This is a genomic window from Desulfurobacterium crinifex (genome assembly GCF_054656775.1).
The window spans coordinates 50,739-66,508 of the sequence record NZ_BAAHXO010000002.1 but is presented as its reverse complement, the minus strand read 5'-3'; the positions used below and the strand labels follow the sequence as shown (position 1 = coordinate 66,508).

The 15,770-nt window shown below is 39.4% G+C and carries 18 protein-coding genes; 2 read left to right on the top strand and 16 right to left on the bottom strand.

What is annotated here, in order from left to right; translation table 11 throughout:
• The first annotated feature begins 95 nt into the window (after positions 1-95).
• Together tnpA and ACYQ3A_RS01210 are read left to right on the top strand one after the other, a co-directional pair.
• Positions 96-503 carry an IS200/IS605 family transposase gene (tnpA, locus tag ACYQ3A_RS01215; RefSeq protein WP_459894824.1) on the top strand — a complete coding sequence of 136 codons (408 nt, stop codon included), beginning with the start codon at positions 96-98 and terminating at the stop codon, positions 501-503.
• Complete coding sequence (locus ACYQ3A_RS01210) at positions 478-1,845, top strand: RNA-guided endonuclease InsQ/TnpB family protein (RefSeq protein ID WP_459894822.1); 1,368 nt, start codon at positions 478-480, stop codon at positions 1,843-1,845. Before tnpA ends, ACYQ3A_RS01210 begins: the two co-directional genes overlap by 26 nt.
• Before the next feature lie 81 nt (positions 1,846-1,926).
• Here ACYQ3A_RS01210 and ACYQ3A_RS01205 read toward each other — a convergent pair whose 3' ends face one another.
• The 16 genes from ACYQ3A_RS01205 to traN all read right to left on the bottom strand — a co-directional run bounded on the left by ACYQ3A_RS01205 (position 1,927) and on the right by traN (position 15,765).
• Positions 1,927-2,379 carry a lytic transglycosylase domain-containing protein gene (locus tag ACYQ3A_RS01205; RefSeq protein WP_459894819.1) on the bottom strand — a complete coding sequence of 151 codons (453 nt, stop codon included), beginning with the start codon at positions 2,377-2,379 and terminating at the stop codon, positions 1,927-1,929.
• A gap of 34 nt (positions 2,380-2,413) precedes the next feature.
• Positions 2,414-2,707, bottom strand: a complete 294-nt coding sequence (locus ACYQ3A_RS01200; RefSeq protein ID WP_459894816.1) for a hypothetical protein — start codon at positions 2,705-2,707, stop codon at positions 2,414-2,416.
• Positions 2,704-3,111 carry a hypothetical protein gene (locus tag ACYQ3A_RS01195; RefSeq protein WP_459894813.1) on the bottom strand — a complete coding sequence of 136 codons (408 nt, stop codon included), beginning with the start codon at positions 3,109-3,111 and terminating at the stop codon, positions 2,704-2,706. Before ACYQ3A_RS01195 ends, ACYQ3A_RS01200 begins: the two co-directional genes overlap by 4 nt.
• Before the next feature lie 10 nt (positions 3,112-3,121).
• Entirely contained in the window at positions 3,122-3,451 is a 330-nt protein-coding gene (locus tag ACYQ3A_RS01190) for a hypothetical protein (protein WP_459894810.1), read from the bottom strand.
• Positions 3,452-3,483: 32 nt separating this feature from the next.
• Positions 3,484-4,485 (bottom strand): prohibitin family protein, encoded by a 1,002-nt coding sequence (locus ACYQ3A_RS01185; RefSeq protein ID WP_459894807.1) that lies wholly within the window; start codon positions 4,483-4,485, stop codon positions 3,484-3,486.
• A 25-nt stretch (positions 4,486-4,510) separates the two neighbouring features.
• Positions 4,511-4,879: a hypothetical protein gene (locus ACYQ3A_RS01180; RefSeq protein ID WP_459894805.1), complete on the bottom strand. Its 369-nt coding sequence runs from the start codon at positions 4,877-4,879 to the stop codon at positions 4,511-4,513.
• A 185-nt stretch (positions 4,880-5,064) separates the two neighbouring features.
• Positions 5,065-5,673, bottom strand: coding sequence for a hypothetical protein (locus tag ACYQ3A_RS01175; RefSeq protein ID WP_459894803.1), 609 nt, complete (start codon positions 5,671-5,673; stop codon positions 5,065-5,067).
• Positions 5,657-5,866, bottom strand: a complete 210-nt coding sequence (locus ACYQ3A_RS01170; RefSeq protein WP_459894800.1) for a hypothetical protein — start codon at positions 5,864-5,866, stop codon at positions 5,657-5,659. The genes ACYQ3A_RS01175 and ACYQ3A_RS01170 overlap by 17 nt, the downstream gene beginning before the upstream one ends.
• Positions 5,856-6,038, bottom strand: coding sequence for a hypothetical protein (locus ACYQ3A_RS01165; RefSeq protein WP_459894797.1), 183 nt, complete (start codon positions 6,036-6,038; stop codon positions 5,856-5,858). Before ACYQ3A_RS01165 ends, ACYQ3A_RS01170 begins: the two co-directional genes overlap by 11 nt.
• Positions 6,035-7,267 (bottom strand): TraB/VirB10 family protein, encoded by a 1,233-nt coding sequence (locus tag ACYQ3A_RS01160; RefSeq protein ID WP_459894794.1) that lies wholly within the window; start codon positions 7,265-7,267, stop codon positions 6,035-6,037. The genes ACYQ3A_RS01165 and ACYQ3A_RS01160 overlap by 4 nt, the downstream gene beginning before the upstream one ends.
• 1 nt (position 7,268) lies before the next feature.
• Positions 7,269-7,988 carry a type-F conjugative transfer system secretin TraK gene (locus ACYQ3A_RS01155; RefSeq protein ID WP_459894791.1) on the bottom strand — a complete coding sequence of 240 codons (720 nt, stop codon included), beginning with the start codon at positions 7,986-7,988 and terminating at the stop codon, positions 7,269-7,271.
• Positions 7,942-8,520, bottom strand: coding sequence for a TraE/TraK family type IV conjugative transfer system protein (locus tag ACYQ3A_RS01150; RefSeq protein WP_459894788.1), 579 nt, complete (start codon positions 8,518-8,520; stop codon positions 7,942-7,944). Before ACYQ3A_RS01150 ends, ACYQ3A_RS01155 begins: the two co-directional genes overlap by 47 nt.
• Positions 8,517-8,792 (bottom strand): type IV conjugative transfer system protein TraL, encoded by a 276-nt coding sequence (gene traL, locus ACYQ3A_RS01145; RefSeq protein ID WP_459894785.1) that lies wholly within the window; start codon positions 8,790-8,792, stop codon positions 8,517-8,519. Before traL ends, ACYQ3A_RS01150 begins: the two co-directional genes overlap by 4 nt.
• A gap of 42 nt (positions 8,793-8,834) precedes the next feature.
• A complete protein-coding gene (locus ACYQ3A_RS01140) occupies positions 8,835-9,152 on the bottom strand; it encodes a hypothetical protein (protein ID WP_459894782.1) in 318 nt (105 codons plus the stop codon).
• Positions 9,153-9,175: 23 nt separating this feature from the next.
• Positions 9,176-10,636, bottom strand: coding sequence for a hypothetical protein (locus ACYQ3A_RS01135; protein WP_459894780.1), 1,461 nt, complete (start codon positions 10,634-10,636; stop codon positions 9,176-9,178).
• Between the two features lie 128 nt (positions 10,637-10,764).
• Complete coding sequence (gene traN, locus ACYQ3A_RS01130) at positions 10,765-15,765, bottom strand: conjugal transfer protein TraN (protein ID WP_459894778.1); 5,001 nt, start codon at positions 15,763-15,765, stop codon at positions 10,765-10,767.
• Positions 15,766-15,770 lie beyond the last annotated feature (5 nt).

Here is a 15,770-nt window from a genome sequence, read left to right as displayed (position 1 = left end):
AATACGCTCTAAGTCCCCTTCCGTAAGGGAGGGGATACAGAGCGACGCCGCAAGGCGTTGTTGACAAGCGTCGGTTCTGACTATAGAATAAAAGCATGGAATACAAGCTGGACAAGGGATGTCATTCTGTATATTCACTTCAGTTCCACCTTGTATTAGTGGTAAAGTATAGGAAAAAAGTTCTTGTAGGAAAACTTGCGGATAGGCTAAAAGAGATAGTTGTGGAAGTAGCAGAACACTTTGGTATTGAGATAATAGAACAGGAGACAGATAAAGACCACATTCACATTTTGTTTTCCGCAAGACCTACGATTATGCTTTCAAGATTTGTGAACTCGCTCAAATCAGTAACCTCAAGGAAACTTAGGAGAGAGTTTCCAGAAGTTATGAAAAGAGAGTTGTGGGGTGGGAAGTTTTGGTCTCCATCCTACTTCATAGCGACAACTGGACAGGTCAAACTGGAGGACGTAAAGAGATATGTCCAGAGTCAAGGAAGAAGATAAGTTTTTGCTTACTTATAAGTTCAGAGCTTATCCTACAGCGTTACAGGAATACAAACTGGAAAACTGGCTTTTTGCTTTATGCTGGCTCTACAACCATGCACTTGAAGAAAGAAAAAGAGTCTGGAAGGAAGAACAGAGGACTGTAAAGTATTCGGAACAGCAAAACAATCTACCTAAGCTCAAGAAAAAAGAACCGATACTAAAACTTGTCCACTCTCAGGTTCTCCAGGATACACTCAGGAGAGTAGATAAAGCATTTCAGAAGTTTTTTCAGGACATAAAGAGAAAGAAAAAAGGAGAAAAGGTTAAGGTAGGATATCCCAAAAAGAAACCGACAGCGAAATACAAGTCCCTCACATTTCCACAAGTCTGGATGAAACAGAAAGGGGAAATAGTTCCTATAATCAAATTGGAAAAGAAAAACAACCGATTTGCATATCTCCACTTACCTAAAATAGGTAAGCTCAAAATAAGACTCCATAGAGAAATAGACTGGACGAAAGCAAAAACAGTAACGATAAAGAAGGAACCATCGGGAAGCTGGTATGTATGCGTGAGCGTAGAAGTTGACCTTGACCAGATACTCAAAGAAGCTGAAGAAAGAGTGAGGGAAAGAGAAAAAGCAATAGGAATAGACTTAGGCGTAAAACATCTTGCGGTAACGAGTGAAAAAGAATTCATAGAGCATCCTAAGTTTTTACAGAAACTTGAAAAAAGACTAAAACGACAGCAGAAGAAACTCTCCAGAAAAGAGAAAGGAAGCTCAAACTTTGAGAAGCAGAGAAAGAGAGTAGCTAAGGTTCACGAAAAGATAAAGAACGCAAGGAAGGACTTCCTTCACAAGCTATCAAGATACCTTGTTGACAACTATGACTTGATAACCTTTGAAGACCTTGACATACCTGCACTTGTAGAGGATAACAGATTAGCAAAACTGATACTTGATGCAGGATGGGGAACTCTTATTGCCTTTGCTACCTATAAAGCTGTAATGGCAGGGGCAAGGGTAGTAAGAGTGAATCCTGCATACACGAGTCAAAAGTGTAGTGTATGTGGACACAAAGTTCCGAAGACCTTAGCAGACAGGATACACAAATGTCCTATTTGTGGAGTAGAGCTTGATAGAGACTACAACGCAAGTGTAAACATACTGGAAGAAGGGCTCACCCACCTTACGGGTGGTAGGGTCGGAGCGACCCGAACTTACGCCTGTGGAGAGGGCACTGGCGGGGTCTCCTCAAAAGAGGGGATTAGCTATCCCTCGCTGAAGCAGGAATCCCAAGCGGGTCTTCTGGGTGGGAGTCCATCCCTACCAGAAGCTCCGTCCGTAAGGGCGGAGTAGTTCACGAAGGAAATCTGAGTTTTGTAGCGAGTAGGAGCTTTTACAGGAGAAGTTCCTCGTTAACTTTTCTCCAATGGTCTATTATCTTCGCCACCATCTACTTAACACACTGTAAACTTTATGAGAATAGCTTTTATTAAGCTCTGGAGTGCAAGAATGATAACATCCAACAGCTTTCCAGTTATATCCATATTTCGCTATACATCTATTCAAAATCCAAGCTCCAATATGAATATTCAAGCACGGATCTTCCAGCAGTTCCTTTTCTCTTATCCCGTATTTTTTTAGCTCTTTCAACCAGATAGTATTAATCTGCATAATTCCCAAATCCTTTGTGCCATTACGATTATGATTTATCGCCTTTGGATTCATTCCAGATTCTACTTCTGCAATAGCTTTCAAAATCAAAGGAGAAACTCCGTAATAAGCTCCTGCATGCAGAAAACAAGCCTCTAAGTCCTGAGCATTAGCTTGGACTGCCAGGGCTGTGAAGAGGATAATTTGGAAGATAGATACTTTTCTCCTTTTGCTCATCCCTCAATCCTCATTCCTAAAATCTTGGAATGAATCATTCACAATAAAGAGAACGTATCTCCCCCAGAAGTGCCATTTCCCCGTCCTCGTCACGTAAAAGTTGAAATTCGACATTTCCTCTCTTCACTCTTGCTTTCACTTTTCCACTTAATATTCCATAACATTCTCCATACGGGGCATATTGAAAACATGCTTCGTATTTATCTGGAGCAATTTTTCTAAAGTTTTCAAGTTCACCCGCTGATGAAAACATTTCCTTTAAGAATTTATCCATCCTGACAAAGATTTCGTAATCATAAATAGAATCATAAGGACTTCTTTTTTTCAATCTTCTCTCCCGGCATTAGATGTGCCAATTCTATGAAGAAGATACTCCAGAGAAAGCCTTTTCTCCAGAGCTTTCGCATACTCTCTCGGAAGGTAGATAATCTCCCTTCTCTGCTCATTTCCAAGCCTCACCGCAACATTGGGAACTGCATTTCTGAGTTCATTAAAAATTACCACATATCCATTAGTTCCCTGACATGTAACCTTATTCAGACTTTCCCTTCTATCGCTACTTGGATTCTTCTTCAACACTCCAAAGAATCCCAGCTCCAGAGCTGAAAGAAACTTAAAGGCTTCGTCTCCTACAAGTTCAATACTTAAAGGATTTCCATAACCGATAAGAGTTACTACCAGAGAATCCGTATCCTTCCATCTACAGGTAAACTGTTTATCTGCAATGTTCAACTTTACCTCTCTATTTTTTTCTGAATCTGATTCCCGAAACTTCAAAGATATAGTCTTTAAGTTCATTTTCGGATTTCAGTTCCAGTCTCTCTCCAGTTTCTGTGTAAGTTACTACTTTGGGAAGCATATGTCCGTAAACATGCAAGAGATTACAGAAGCCAAGGACAGCATCTGTTTTGTCTTTCTTCAGGTTTAAAGAAAAGCAGTCAAGTTTCTTTTTTTCTATTTCCAGCTTTCCCTTATATTTGAAGGGATCAATCCAGAAAGAAAAGTCATCAATATCTGTTATTCCTTCTACAAAGAGAAGTAAATTATCTTCGGCTTTCTTCAAGTACCACATGGCAGTAACCTCTATATCCCTTACTTTATCCCTTACTTTTCCTGATTTAACCACATGTGAAAATTTGATGATTGAGGAACATTAAGAAAGAGCTTTACATTCGGATTTTCTTTCAAGCTTTCAGCTATCTTTTCCTGAACGTCAAGTTCTCTCCATTTTAGAACTTTTGGAGTAATAGACTTTGAAAGCATTTCATTGGCTTTAGCTTCAGCTTCTGCCTTCTTTAATCTGGCTTCGGCTTCCGCTTTAGCCTGGATAACCTTCCTTTCAGCTTCAGCTTGAGCTTTGATTACTTTTTCAATCTTTTCAGTTTCAGCTTTAATCTTCTTAACTTCCTGCTCTCGTTTTGCCTGTTCCTCTACGTATTTCATTCTTTCAGCTTCCTGCTTTGCTATCTGAACAGCTTTAATCCTGTCCTGAATCTCTGAAGGTAAAAGAATGTTCCTGAGCTGAACTCCTACAACCTGAACAGCTTTTTTGGACTGTTCGGTTATCTCTCTTCTGATTCCTTCTTCTATCTTTTTAGCAATCTCAGGTCTTTTGGTAGGAATTACCTCTGCGGGATAATCTCCAATTACGTCCCTAACTACTTCCCTACAGATCGGGTTAACGAGCTTTTCTTCCCAATTCTCTCCCCATTCCTGCAATGTTTCGGAAACCTCATCAGGAAGGAGTCTATACTGAACGGTGAGCTCTACTTCTATTGGGAGTCCTCTCTGGTCAAGAACTGTAATAGCAGGTTTATTTATTACTCCCTGTTTGTCTTTAAGGTCCCTATTTCCCTTGTAGTTGATGGCATGCACTTTAACATCAACTTCTTTTATTTGCTGGATCACTGGAAGTTTAAAGTGTAAGCCAGGTTGAAGTTCCTCATTGTCATACTTTCCCAGCGTAACCTTAACTCCGACATTTCCTGATTCGATCGTTTTAAATGGCGAAATAATACCGATAGTTGAAATGAGAAAAACGGCTGTTACTCCAGCTATAAGCAGTTTTTTGGACTTTTCTGGCACATTAGGAAACGATTCTTTCATAATTACCCCCGTTTATAAATTCTCCTTATCCTGAAAGTTTTGTAGCTATCTTTTCTGCCTTCTCTGCTGAAGTTTGTGGATCAAGTCTCAGCATGAGAGTTCTTATAAATTCTTTGTCTCTTGTTGCTTTGAGAAATAAAGAAGATATTTGGTCAAGGTTCTTCTGGCATATATCTACATTGTGGTTAATTAGCCATTCTACAAAGGTTTTAGCTGTATCGGCGGAGCTAAGTTCTGATAGTAAATAAAGATAGTAAAGGTTTTCTTGCTCTTTACACATTTTCTCATGTGTTCCACTACTGCAAGCCTTTACAAGTTCATCATTGCATTCTGCCTTTGCTCCATGTAATCCAAACAATAGTCCAGCAACTGCTAACATTAGATGCTTTTTCATCCTTAAAACCTCCTTAATGATAGAATCTCAGATAACTCATTTTCAATAACTACTAAAACCAACCTTCCCTCAAACCTTCCTTAAAACCTGAAATCCTTTTTAAACCTTGTCTTTCAAACCTTTCCCTTAAACCTTTAAATCCTGAATAACTTTAAAAATTGAATAACCTCAGAATCCCAATAACCTTAATTATCCTTTTCAATAACATTCCTTTTAACCTGTTTATCTTTCTGAATTTCTTTTATGAGTTCATCTATCTGTAATCTGGAGCTCCCATCTTCTTCCGTAACAAACTGCTCCTCGGATAGTAAGATTTCAGTTTTTAACTGTCCTGCTGGTCCAAAGGGAAGAAGAAACTGGTAAAGCACGGCTGAAAACAGAAGAGGGATAAAGAACTTCTTTAAAGCCTTTCCTTCAAAGTCCCTTTCATCTATGCTGTTTGTAAAGCTGGAAAAAGTAGGAATGATACGTTTAGCATTCCACACAAAAGCTATTCCAGGAATTGTTAACACGGTACCTAACACGATCTCATCCGAAAGAAAAAAATCTTTCAGAACACAAAGGAAATAAGCAAGAGCTAAAGTTTGAAAAGTTTTGTCTGGAATAATTTTCCTGAAGAGAAGGATAAGTGCCGTGCCACTTAAAAGGATAACTAAGAAATAAATCAACGGTTTTCCCGTTAAAAGCTCTGGAGCTGATTGTGGAAAGAAAACTGTAAAGCTGACGACTATGAACAGGTAGAACCAGGGAGAAAATCCCTGGTCTTTTTCTTTCCATTCAGAGACTGTTCCCATCAGGATACATCTCCATAACAACGTCTTTCATTTCTTTCTTTACGGAATGGATCTTTTTCGCCCTGTTCCAGAAATCCAATTTTTCCATTTCTTCAGAGTTAAGAAGTGGCTCAAGGCTCAGGAAGTTCTTGTAAGCTTCCTCAAGATGTCCTACCACTCGCTTGAAAAGGAAAACTTTTACTTCATCGTTCACTCTTGACCTCCTCTTTTAAGGATTCTTTGTAAACATCACTTACACTTCCGCAATATCCTTTCCCAACACCTTTAGCACATAAAGGTTGTTCCTCGTAGGGAAGCAAAATCTTCGTAAAAGAGCAGCTTGAAGTGACTACTGTTATAAGAATTAACAGCAGGATCTTTTTCATTTCCCTTCTCCGAATTTGACTTCTGACAGAAATACAACGTCAACTTTTCTGCCAGCATTAACTTCTATAACAGGAAAGGTTTGATCCACCAGCTTCATGTAGAAATCGGCGAGCTTTTTGGTAGCACCTGATAAACCCTGAACTGCTGCAATCTGAGTTGCTTTTGAAGTATCTATGGTTTGGGTCTGTCCTAAAGGAGACACGGAAACGACTGTATTTTGCTGAGCAAAGGCTTTAGCCATTCCTTCAAGGAATCCAGCCACTAAAGTCCTTGCAAGTAAAGCTCCCTGTTTACTGACAACTCTACCTTTTAAGCCTACTTTTCCATCTTCCCCGGATACATAAGCCTTTATCTTTTTCTGGTAGGTCTTTCCGCTCTCTGTAACACAGGAAAGAGTATGAACTCTTATGAATACTCTCTCCGATGAAAGCTCTCCGATTCCTTCACCTATCATAAAGCAGTCCTTTATGTCTGCCTGCCACTTGTTTGGAAGAATGCTTTTATCAATTACTCTCAGGAGAACTGGATAAGGCATTGATTGAGCTTTACCACCGGTTGGAGCATCGAGTCCAGAAAGAAGAATCGCTTTTACAAAAGAACCTGCGGGAATTTCGATAGTGTTTGTTTCCTGTTTTTTCTGCTCTTCCTTCTTCTCTTCTACTTCCTGAACTTCCTCTTTTCCAACAACGGCTATAACGTCAGTTAGAGGTCTTGGTCCTATGTTTCCCTTTTTGTTTTGATTCTGTCTGGAATAGTTTTGAGGAGGAGGTGGTGGCGGTGGATAACCGTAATTGAAACTACTGCTACTCGCCTGTAATTTTTGAGTTTTTGGAGCTGAACCTTTCTTCTCTTCAGGAACAGATTGAGTGGACTGCTTTTGAGAATGCTCCAACTGTTGAAGCTGATTCTGGAAGTTTTGCGATTGTCTCTCTTTCTTCGCTTCCAATAACTGCTGTTGAAGTTCCTTAACCTGTTTTTTTAAAGTGTCAATTTCGGATGAACCTTTTGCAAGCCACGTTTCCTTTATAACGTCAATGTTCTCTGTCTCTACCACTTCCTGTTTTTTGGGAGGAGGTGGTTTTTTGATTTTGGTTCTGCTTGACTTTTGAATTCCATACGCCATTGCAACAATTATTCCTATGCCTGCAAGAATGAAAATGAACACAAGTTTTTTTCTCTTCAGTTCGTCAAATTTCAGAGGATTCTTTGGAGTTTTTTTCTCACTCATTTCAGTTCCTCGCAACTATGAGAAGTCTCGTAACTTCGCCTTTTGATAGGGAAGGCTTTACTATGGAAATAGCTAATGGACTTTTGACCAGCTTCAAGAATTGTGCTTCTGTAAGGTTAACAGGCAATTTAGCTGTAAGGATATACTCGTAAACTTTAAAAGAATCTCCTATGTAAACTCTTTTAAGGGCTACTTCAAGGTTCTGATAATCCTTAACTATTTTGTTAACTTCCTTTGCCGTATAACCGGGAGGGATGTCCTCTTTGTAGGCGTATTTAATTAGCTTCAAAAGAGTTTCTTCATAAGGATTAGCCTTTTCAAAGGATTCTGCTTCTTTCCTGTCAGTCTTTCTTATCTTGAGGACAACTGTTTCAGCAGGTATATCTTTTGGATTCAGGATAAGAGAGAAAACCTTTCCAGAGCAGTAAGCATACACTTCGGTTGGCTTTGCCCTGTAAACTATTTTTTTTCTTCCAAAAGGATCTGTTTCTTCAACAGGAATCACTTTTACGTAGAAATCGCTTCCTACCTGCTGAATCATGATTCCTTTTTCTTTTGAGTAGATAATCTTTGACAGCTTTCCTCCACTGCAGGTGATTCTGTTAAGGTCCCTGAGAGACACATTTACTACCTGATAATCCGAAGACCCTTCAACAACCTGCAGGGCATAGGAATCAGCCGTTATTAGAAGACCTATTAGTGTTATAAGCCACTTCTTCATATTTCAGCACCTCGAATTTTCCCTGATTTATCTTGAAAGAAATCTTTATTTTGACAGGTTTTTGTTCTGCTAAATGTTCTCCAGCGTATATCTTCTTTATTCCAGTTACAGTTGCAGTATTTCCCTTGACAAAAACTTCCTTTGGGAAAAAGACCTGAGAAATCTGATACTTAATAAGCTCGTTAGCTGTGTTCATTAACTTTTTTTCTACCTGCCTGTAGTATTGAGGCGCAATTAGAGAAAGAAAAGCTTTAAAGTTTTCTCTGACTGTTTCAGGAGTGAAGTTTTCTTTGAGATAGATAGTTTGGCGTATCATCATTTCTACATATTCCGGGGATGCTGTGTCTCCTGTTATTGAGAACTTTCTATCTACATTTATGGGAACTACTATCACTCTTTGTTTATCCATCAGATTAAGCATGATTATGCCTTCAGCTACAATTGTTGTTATAAGGGCAACTATTAAGAATCTAAGAAAGTTGTTGGTAGCTTTCGTATTCTTAAACTCACTTAAAAACTTCTTGGCTTTCACTCGTAGAACCTCCGAATGTATCCTGGAACCAGCTTTTTTGTTTTTGAAGAGAGAATGCCTTTTTTATAAAGCCAATGAATGACAAAGTTCTCCATGTATCTTTCTTTTGCTTTGATATAGATATTTGAGGCTATAATGCCTATTACGAGAGGAATATAACTTCCTGTAGCGAATGTTATAACCATGCCTATGATGCTCCATGCTATATCATCTACTTCCCACATGAGGAAAAGCATTTGTCTGTCAACAGTTCGAGGCACTTTGCTTTCCATAGTTACTCCTTAAACTGGAGGAGCCGAAGCTCCTCCGATGAATTAAAAGAGAGCTCCACCTGCGTTATTAGCAATGTCAGGCAAGATGAAGATTGCAGCTGCAGCTGCAGAAGAACCGAAGAAGAAAAGAGGTCCTGCACCGGCAAAAATGGATCTATAAAGTCCAACAACCAGAATTCCAAGAGCAAAGATTTTTCCTGGAACTCCTTCCACATACCCTACAAGCTTGTCCCATAAAGAGTTGAACTCCGCTCCTGTTGCGTTACTTGCCAGTGCAGAGTTTGCCGTTGCCAGGACAATAGCCATGACAACCAGCATAAACAGGTTAAGTCTCTCCCAGCTCTGCTGTAGCTTCTTCACTTTTCACCTCCCTTTAATGTGGTTTAACGCTGGAGAAGTTTTATTCTCATTGGACTTACAGGCAGTTCCAGATTTTCAGGTCTAAACACAAAAACAGCATTGAATCTCGCCTTACCGATAACTGCATCAAAAAGCTTTAAGTCATCCGCCTTTATGCCGTTCCATTCTTCAATGAGAATTCCCTCAAGAGCTTCAGCTATGAGATAGTTCATAGAGTGAACTTTCATTTTTGAACTGTAAGAGTTATCAACTATTTCGATTCCTTTCTCTTTAAGGACCTTGTCTATTCTGTCAGCAAGTGCCCATGAGAGAACAACCGCTATGTCGCCGTTAAACCAACCTTCGTATTTCTCAGCTTCCCTACCGTGCCACCTGATTTCTGATAAAGCAGAAAAGAAGGCTTCTCTTATTTCCTCCTGATATAGCTTTCCGAGATGTCTCATCTCCTCGCCAGTTACTATGGAATCTGCTTTTTTCACGAATTCAGCTATTTCGGGTTCTTCTTTTATGCCAAGAAAAGCCTTTACTATCCTGTTATTGCTTTCCTGCGGAACGTCCAGCTTCTTCCAGAAGTCGTAGGCAAACATTTTGTCTTTTATTCCAAACCTTATCGAGGAGATGGAGAAAGGCTTTTCATAAGAAAGCCAGAGAATCTTTCCAAAAGGAAGAGGAAAAGCCTGTTTAACAGTAGTTTTCATTTTTCCAGAGATGGCATCTGGAGCTGGAGATCCGTCAACCTTTTTCCATATCCACTTTGTATATCTCAGCTTTCCAAGATCATGAGCAAGTCCAAGAAGGTAACCTTTCAGAAGTTTTTCTTTATCTTCAATTCCACTGTTTAACATTAATTCAACAGTTTTCTCTGCAACGGCTTTACTATGTCCATAAAGTCCATCTTTCCTGTTATGGTGATAAAGAGAAGCTGGAACGTTGTTAAACCTGAGAATCAGGTTAAGATGGAAAATCTTTCTTAAAGTTGGATTTCTGAAAATCCTTAGAGGATTTATTTCTGGAACATCAAGGTATGTCGAAATGAATCTAACGGTATTAACAAAGAAGGAGTAAACAAAAAAGACTCCAGGAATTGCCAGTGGGAACAGAATTATCCATGAAAGATTCAGCAGTTTTAAAGAGACTCCTGCAATAAGAGCAAGAGCCAGTAGATAGTTTGCTATCATGTAGTTCCATAAAGGTTTAAGGTACAGCAAAACTAATCCCGGGTTATCTAACACCTGCCTGATAAAAGATACATCTGGCTTGATATTTCTATTGAGTTCTGAAGAGAGAAGCAGTGCCTCTTTGACTCTGTTAAAAGATTCCTTGAGTATGGGAAAAAGGTATCTGCTTTCTTCTTCAAAAATTGACAGGATGAGTCTTTCCCTCTGAGCAAAAGTAGCTATGGACTCGGAAGAGAGATTGAATGTAAATATGAAGTAAATGAGAGCAAATATTCCGAGCCCCGTGCAGAAAACCAAAATGTCCATTAAAAAGTTGTGTTCTTTCTCTGTTAGCTTTTCTTTTCCCATGATAGGGAGAGAATAAAGAAGGAAAAAGAGGAAGTGAAGGGACTCATGAGGTGTTAAATATTCTTAACATCTGGTGAGTCCCTCGGCTATTGTTGGTAGTAATCCTGTATTGTTTGAGCAGCCCCCTCAATTTGAGATTGGACGTTAGATATTGTGTTACTTACATTTTGCTCAATTTCAGGGAGCCATTCACTAAAATCTATCTTTGAGAAGTCAATCTTCTGGAATTCTTCAGGAGTGAATCCCCTGCAGTTAGGATGTTTTGCATCTCCCCAGCCTATACCAAGTTGAGGTCTTCCCTGCTCCTGAATTATTCTCGCAAGGACAGAATTGAAACAGCAGTAAGTCTTTTTCCTTTGTAAGCAGACACCAAGAACTTTTACAGCACAATAACTACCTATGTAATGGCATTGTCCATCAAGTTGTCCCCATGAACGTAGCTTGGCAAGAATTTTTTCACTTTCCTTACACATTCCTAAACCAAACCATGTGGTTGTCTTTCTACAACAATCTGAACCACCAGTCTGAAGTCCGGGAGGACGGCAACGTTTATCCCTACCATTGAATATGTATATAGTTCCCAAGCAGTTACCGTTTTCGTCTATCTCTCCATCTGCCTGTTTATCGTTTATTCCTTCTGGAGTGTCATCATATTCCAGGGCATCACTCCATCTCTCACAAGGATTAGGAGAACAGTAGTTTTCCCCACCTATTGGTAAACAGGGATAATCTCCAACTGGACATGTTAGGTCTCCAACATAACAACCGTCTGTTTCAGGAGTATAAACTCCGTTGGCACATATAGGAACGAGCTCGCATTTCAGAACATCTTTATTCCAGGTGTAAACGTAAGTATCTCCAGATGGACAGATGTGTTCTGCATCTGAAACACATTTATCAAGAACAGAGGAATAACTGATAGTATCACTCAAGGAAAAAGAACTATCCGTTGGACACTCTATTTCCTTTATGCAAAGCTGATTATTTTCAGAAGAAAGACTGTAAGTTCCACAGTTTTTGCCAACGGTTGCTATACATTGATTGTAAGAACTATCATAGGAGTTGTCCTCACAGTAGTTATCCAGCGTATAGCAAGTTTTTGTAGAGCTATCGTAAGTATATCCCCCACAATCTACTCCTGTTATAGCAGTTTCACACATATCTCTTTCAGTATTTAGAGTTCCTCCATTTCCACATTCAGCAGGCGTATAGCAAACATCATTATTTCCGTCAAAAGAAAAGCTTCCACAAAGGTTATTTCCAGCATCGCAAAGATTAATGTCTGCATTATAGGAACCCGGAGACAAACAGGTAGGAGTTAACTGACAGATAGTTCCACTAAGAGAGTAAGTGGATGGACAAGTTAAAGTATAAGCAAGTTGACACACATCGCTTGTGGGATTTAGAGAACCGCTACCACAATCAGGAGTTTTATAACAGCTATTGTAGGTAGAGCTATAACTGTAACCTGTTGGACACGTGAATTGAGCTTCAGCTTTACAGTAATCTATTGAAGTATCAAGAGTCCCTTCTGAACATTGAGCTGAAATGTAACAAACATCTCCCTCTAAGGTAAAACCAGAAGCACAGGTAGGCGTGGAAGCAAGCTGACATTTATCGATAGAGGTATTTAAAACTCCCAACTGACAGTCAGCACTTGTATAACAAATGTCATTAGAAGAATCAAAGGAGAGGTCTCCACAAAGATTTTCGGAAACAATACATAAGTTTGAAGAAGAACTGTAAGAACCCGGTGAAGAACAAACAGGATTAGCCTGACATACATCTCCAACACGAGTATAACCACTCGGACAGCTTGAATCAGTATAGAAATAAGAACTTTCGCATTTATCGGTTAAAGAATTGTAAGAACCAGGTAAGGGACAAGATGGAGCTTTATAACAAGCATTATAGGTTGAACTGTAAGTAAAACCATCAGGACACACGAAAGTTGGTTCTGCTACACAATAATCAATATCGGGGTCTAAGGTTCCTTGATAGCAGTAAACAGACTTATAACAGATGTTTCCTGATAACGTGTATCCAGATGGACAGGAAAGAGTATCTTCAGCTTCACACTTATCAGTAATAGTATTAAGCGTTCCCTCTCCACAGTAAGCATTGGCTACACAGTATCCAGAAGAGCTGTCGTAAATTCCTACCGAGCAAGAATAAGACGGATTGGTATAGCAAACATCTGCATTTCCGTCAAAAGTTCCTCCAGATGGGCAGGAAGGGTTGGCTATACAAAGACTGCCAGATAGAGTAGAACCAGAAGGACAGGAATATGTAGTGGAAGGATTCGCTTCACATTTTCCTGTTGAAGAATTATAAGTTGTTCCTGTTGGACATTTAACACAAATGTTGGAAGAGGTATAGTGGGTATAACCTATTGGGCAACCACTACCGTTGATTTCAAAAGTTCCACGGCAGCCACTATTAACCCAGATTTTCTTCCTGTCGGAGGTAATACCGAAAGTAGTTGCCCAGGATACCAACCAGTAACTCTGGCAGCTCGAACATTTATAATTAGTCCATGTCCATCCCCAATCATTATGAGTTTCCTCTTCACATTCAGAACATCCAAAATAACCGTAATAATAGTAACTGTTTTGCGGAACAATTCCATATTGACAGTTGTTGCATGTATAAGTAGTTTCACCAGTTAACCAGTTGTAAGACGAAGAACAACTGTTACACCACCAGAGCGTTTTGGGGTCAAAAGTAGAACAACTACCAGGAGTGGGTGCTTCTGTTGTTTGAGAAGAACAAAGAACTGTTCCTGTATCCGCAGTGTAAGCAGTTCTACATGCAGCGTCTGAAGCCTGCGACTTTAACTTAACAGACTTGATTTCATCAATACCATCTACCGAGCACTCATTATAATTGTAACCCCAGGAAGAACAAGAAACAGAGGCGGTAACGCTATCAGATTGAGAATCCGGAGCTGCTTCGCACTTCCCTGTTGATGAATTATAGCTTGTTCCTGAAGGACAATTATAGTTTACAGTAGCAGACGATTCACACCTGTTAGTTACTGAGTTATAAGTAAAACCACTTGGACAGGTAGGATTTGCCTCACATCTTCCAGTTGAGCTGTTGTACGTGTAGCCTGAAGGACATTGAGTCTGAGCAAAGGCTATACATCTGTTCAGAGAATTCGAATAAGTCATACCACTTGGACATTCAGGATCTTTCTCACATTTTCCAGTTGAACTGTTATAGGTATAACCTGTTGGACAGGTATGTTTTGGAGTGGCTTCGCATCTATTAGTTGTTTTGTTGTAATATCCACCAGAACAATAAACGCTTTTAATACATTTGTTGTAGGTAGAACTATACTTGTAAAGAAATGGACAGTAAGTATTTTCTACCGCTATCAGACATACATCGTTTGTTTTATCTAAGGTGGAACCTTCCGGGCAAATAGGTTCTGCTTCACATTTATTGGTATTTGTGTTTAACGTATATCCAGCAGGACAAAATGTAGTTGCCTGAACTTCACATTTATCGGTTTCTGTATCAAGAGTTCCTCCTTCAGGACACTCTGGAGCTTTTACGCATTTATCAAGAACTGCATTGTAAGAATAGCCTTCAGGACAGCTTTCCAAGCTTTTTTCACATCTATTTCTTTGAGAGTTGTAAGTTGTTCCTTCTGGACAAATTGGAACTCTTTCACACAAACCTGTATCGGAATTTAGACTCCAACCATCTGGACATTCATAACTTGGCACAGATTCACATCTATCCGTATTCTTGTTGTAAACGCTTCCAGCAGGGCAATAAGGAGACTTTATACAAGCTGAATAAGTAGAACTGTAACTGTAACCTGTGGGACAGACAATTCCAATTATTGAAACCAAACATAAGTTGTAAGTTGGATTATACGTTCCTCCTTCCGAACAAACAGGAGCTTTTTCACATTTCCCCGTTGATTCATTCAAAGTCCAGCCATCTGGACAAACAGGAGTAGCCGCTAATTCGCATTTATCAGTATTTGGGTTAAGAGTCCCACCGTCTGGACATTCAACACTTCTGACGCATTTATCAAGAACTGCATTATAGGTATAACCTTCAGGACATTCTCCTAAGCTCTTTTCACATCTATTTCTTTCAGAGTTATAGGTTGTTCCTGATGGACAGGATGGAGACATTTCGCATTTATCAATGGAGTAGTTATAGGTATAACCAGCAGGGCAGAGATAAATCGGGTCTTTCTCACATCTGTCAGTTGAAGGATTGTAAGTCGTTCCTGATGGACAGGTTACGTCCTTGTAACAGACATCTCTATTCTGGTCATAGTTGTATCCATCGGGACATTCGTTTATAACCTGCTTTTCACATCTATCTGTTGCAGGATTGAACACTCCTCCCTCTGGACAGGTAGGAGTTATCACGCACTTATCGAGAGAAGAATCCCACGTATAACCAGCAGGACAGTTTATTTCCAGAGGGTCAGCCTGACACATATCTCTTTCAGTATTAAGGGTTCCTTCTGGACATAAAGGTTCTTCATAAGTAGCCTCACAGGAAACTTTGTCTATTGGACACACATAACCGTTTCCATTATCGGCTTCTATACATTGCTGAATTTCTGACGGATCATCAAAAAAACCAGTTTCATTTATATCTTTTGCACAGTAATAGGTATCGTTATCAGGAGTAAAATCGAGATAGGGAGTAGCATTATCAGTCCCATTTTCAGTTGCGTTTTCTGAGAAAATTGGACAGGAAACAAAAGCTCTGAAAGAAGTTGTATCTAAAAAACTTCCATTACACTCAACATATTTTTGTCCTGATATATCCACTATTGAACATATACTATTTCTATAGTTATCAATCACTCCTTTATCGCAAAAGAAATAATCAGCAGAATAGTTGAGTTCACCTTTGAGGGTTAAAGCATCATCACAAGATAAAAGCTCACATCCTTCGGGAAGGGAACCATTCAAACTATCAATTTCAGAAACGGGATAGAATTCATCTGTCAATCCATATTCTCTGTCATCCTGGAAGAAACTTCCTGTTAGTGCATAAGCAGTAGCAGTAAAAGAGAAAACGGTCAAAACAGTTAACAGTTTTTTCATTTCCC

Coding starts and splice junctions, on each gene's coding strand:
- tnpA (WP_459894824.1), top strand. CDS start 96: ATGGAATACAAGCTGGACAAGGGATGTCATTCTGTATATTCACTTCAG.
- ACYQ3A_RS01210 (WP_459894822.1), top strand. CDS start 478: ATGTCCAGAGTCAAGGAAGAAGATAAGTTTTTGCTTACTTATAAGTTC.
- ACYQ3A_RS01205 (WP_459894819.1), bottom strand. CDS start 2,379: ATGAGCAAAAGGAGAAAAGTATCTATCTTCCAAATTATCCTCTTCACA.
- ACYQ3A_RS01190 (WP_459894810.1), bottom strand. CDS start 3,451: ATGTGGTACTTGAAGAAAGCCGAAGATAATTTACTTCTCTTTGTAGAA.
- ACYQ3A_RS01185 (WP_459894807.1), bottom strand. CDS start 4,485: ATGAAAGAATCGTTTCCTAATGTGCCAGAAAAGTCCAAAAAACTGCTT.
- ACYQ3A_RS01180 (WP_459894805.1), bottom strand. CDS start 4,879: ATGAAAAAGCATCTAATGTTAGCAGTTGCTGGACTATTGTTTGGATTA.
- ACYQ3A_RS01175 (WP_459894803.1), bottom strand. CDS start 5,673: ATGGGAACAGTCTCTGAATGGAAAGAAAAAGACCAGGGATTTTCTCCC.
- ACYQ3A_RS01165 (WP_459894797.1), bottom strand. CDS start 6,038: ATGAAAAAGATCCTGCTGTTAATTCTTATAACAGTAGTCACTTCAAGC.
- ACYQ3A_RS01160 (WP_459894794.1), bottom strand. CDS start 7,267: ATGAGTGAGAAAAAAACTCCAAAGAATCCTCTGAAATTTGACGAACTG.
- ACYQ3A_RS01155 (WP_459894791.1), bottom strand. CDS start 7,988: ATGAAGAAGTGGCTTATAACACTAATAGGTCTTCTAATAACGGCTGAT.
- traL (WP_459894785.1), bottom strand. CDS start 8,792: ATGGAAAGCAAAGTGCCTCGAACTGTTGACAGACAAATGCTTTTCCTC.
- ACYQ3A_RS01135 (WP_459894780.1), bottom strand. CDS start 10,636: ATGGACATTTTGGTTTTCTGCACGGGGCTCGGAATATTTGCTCTCATT.
- traN (WP_459894778.1), bottom strand. CDS start 15,765: ATGAAAAAACTGTTAACTGTTTTGACCGTTTTCTCTTTTACTGCTACT.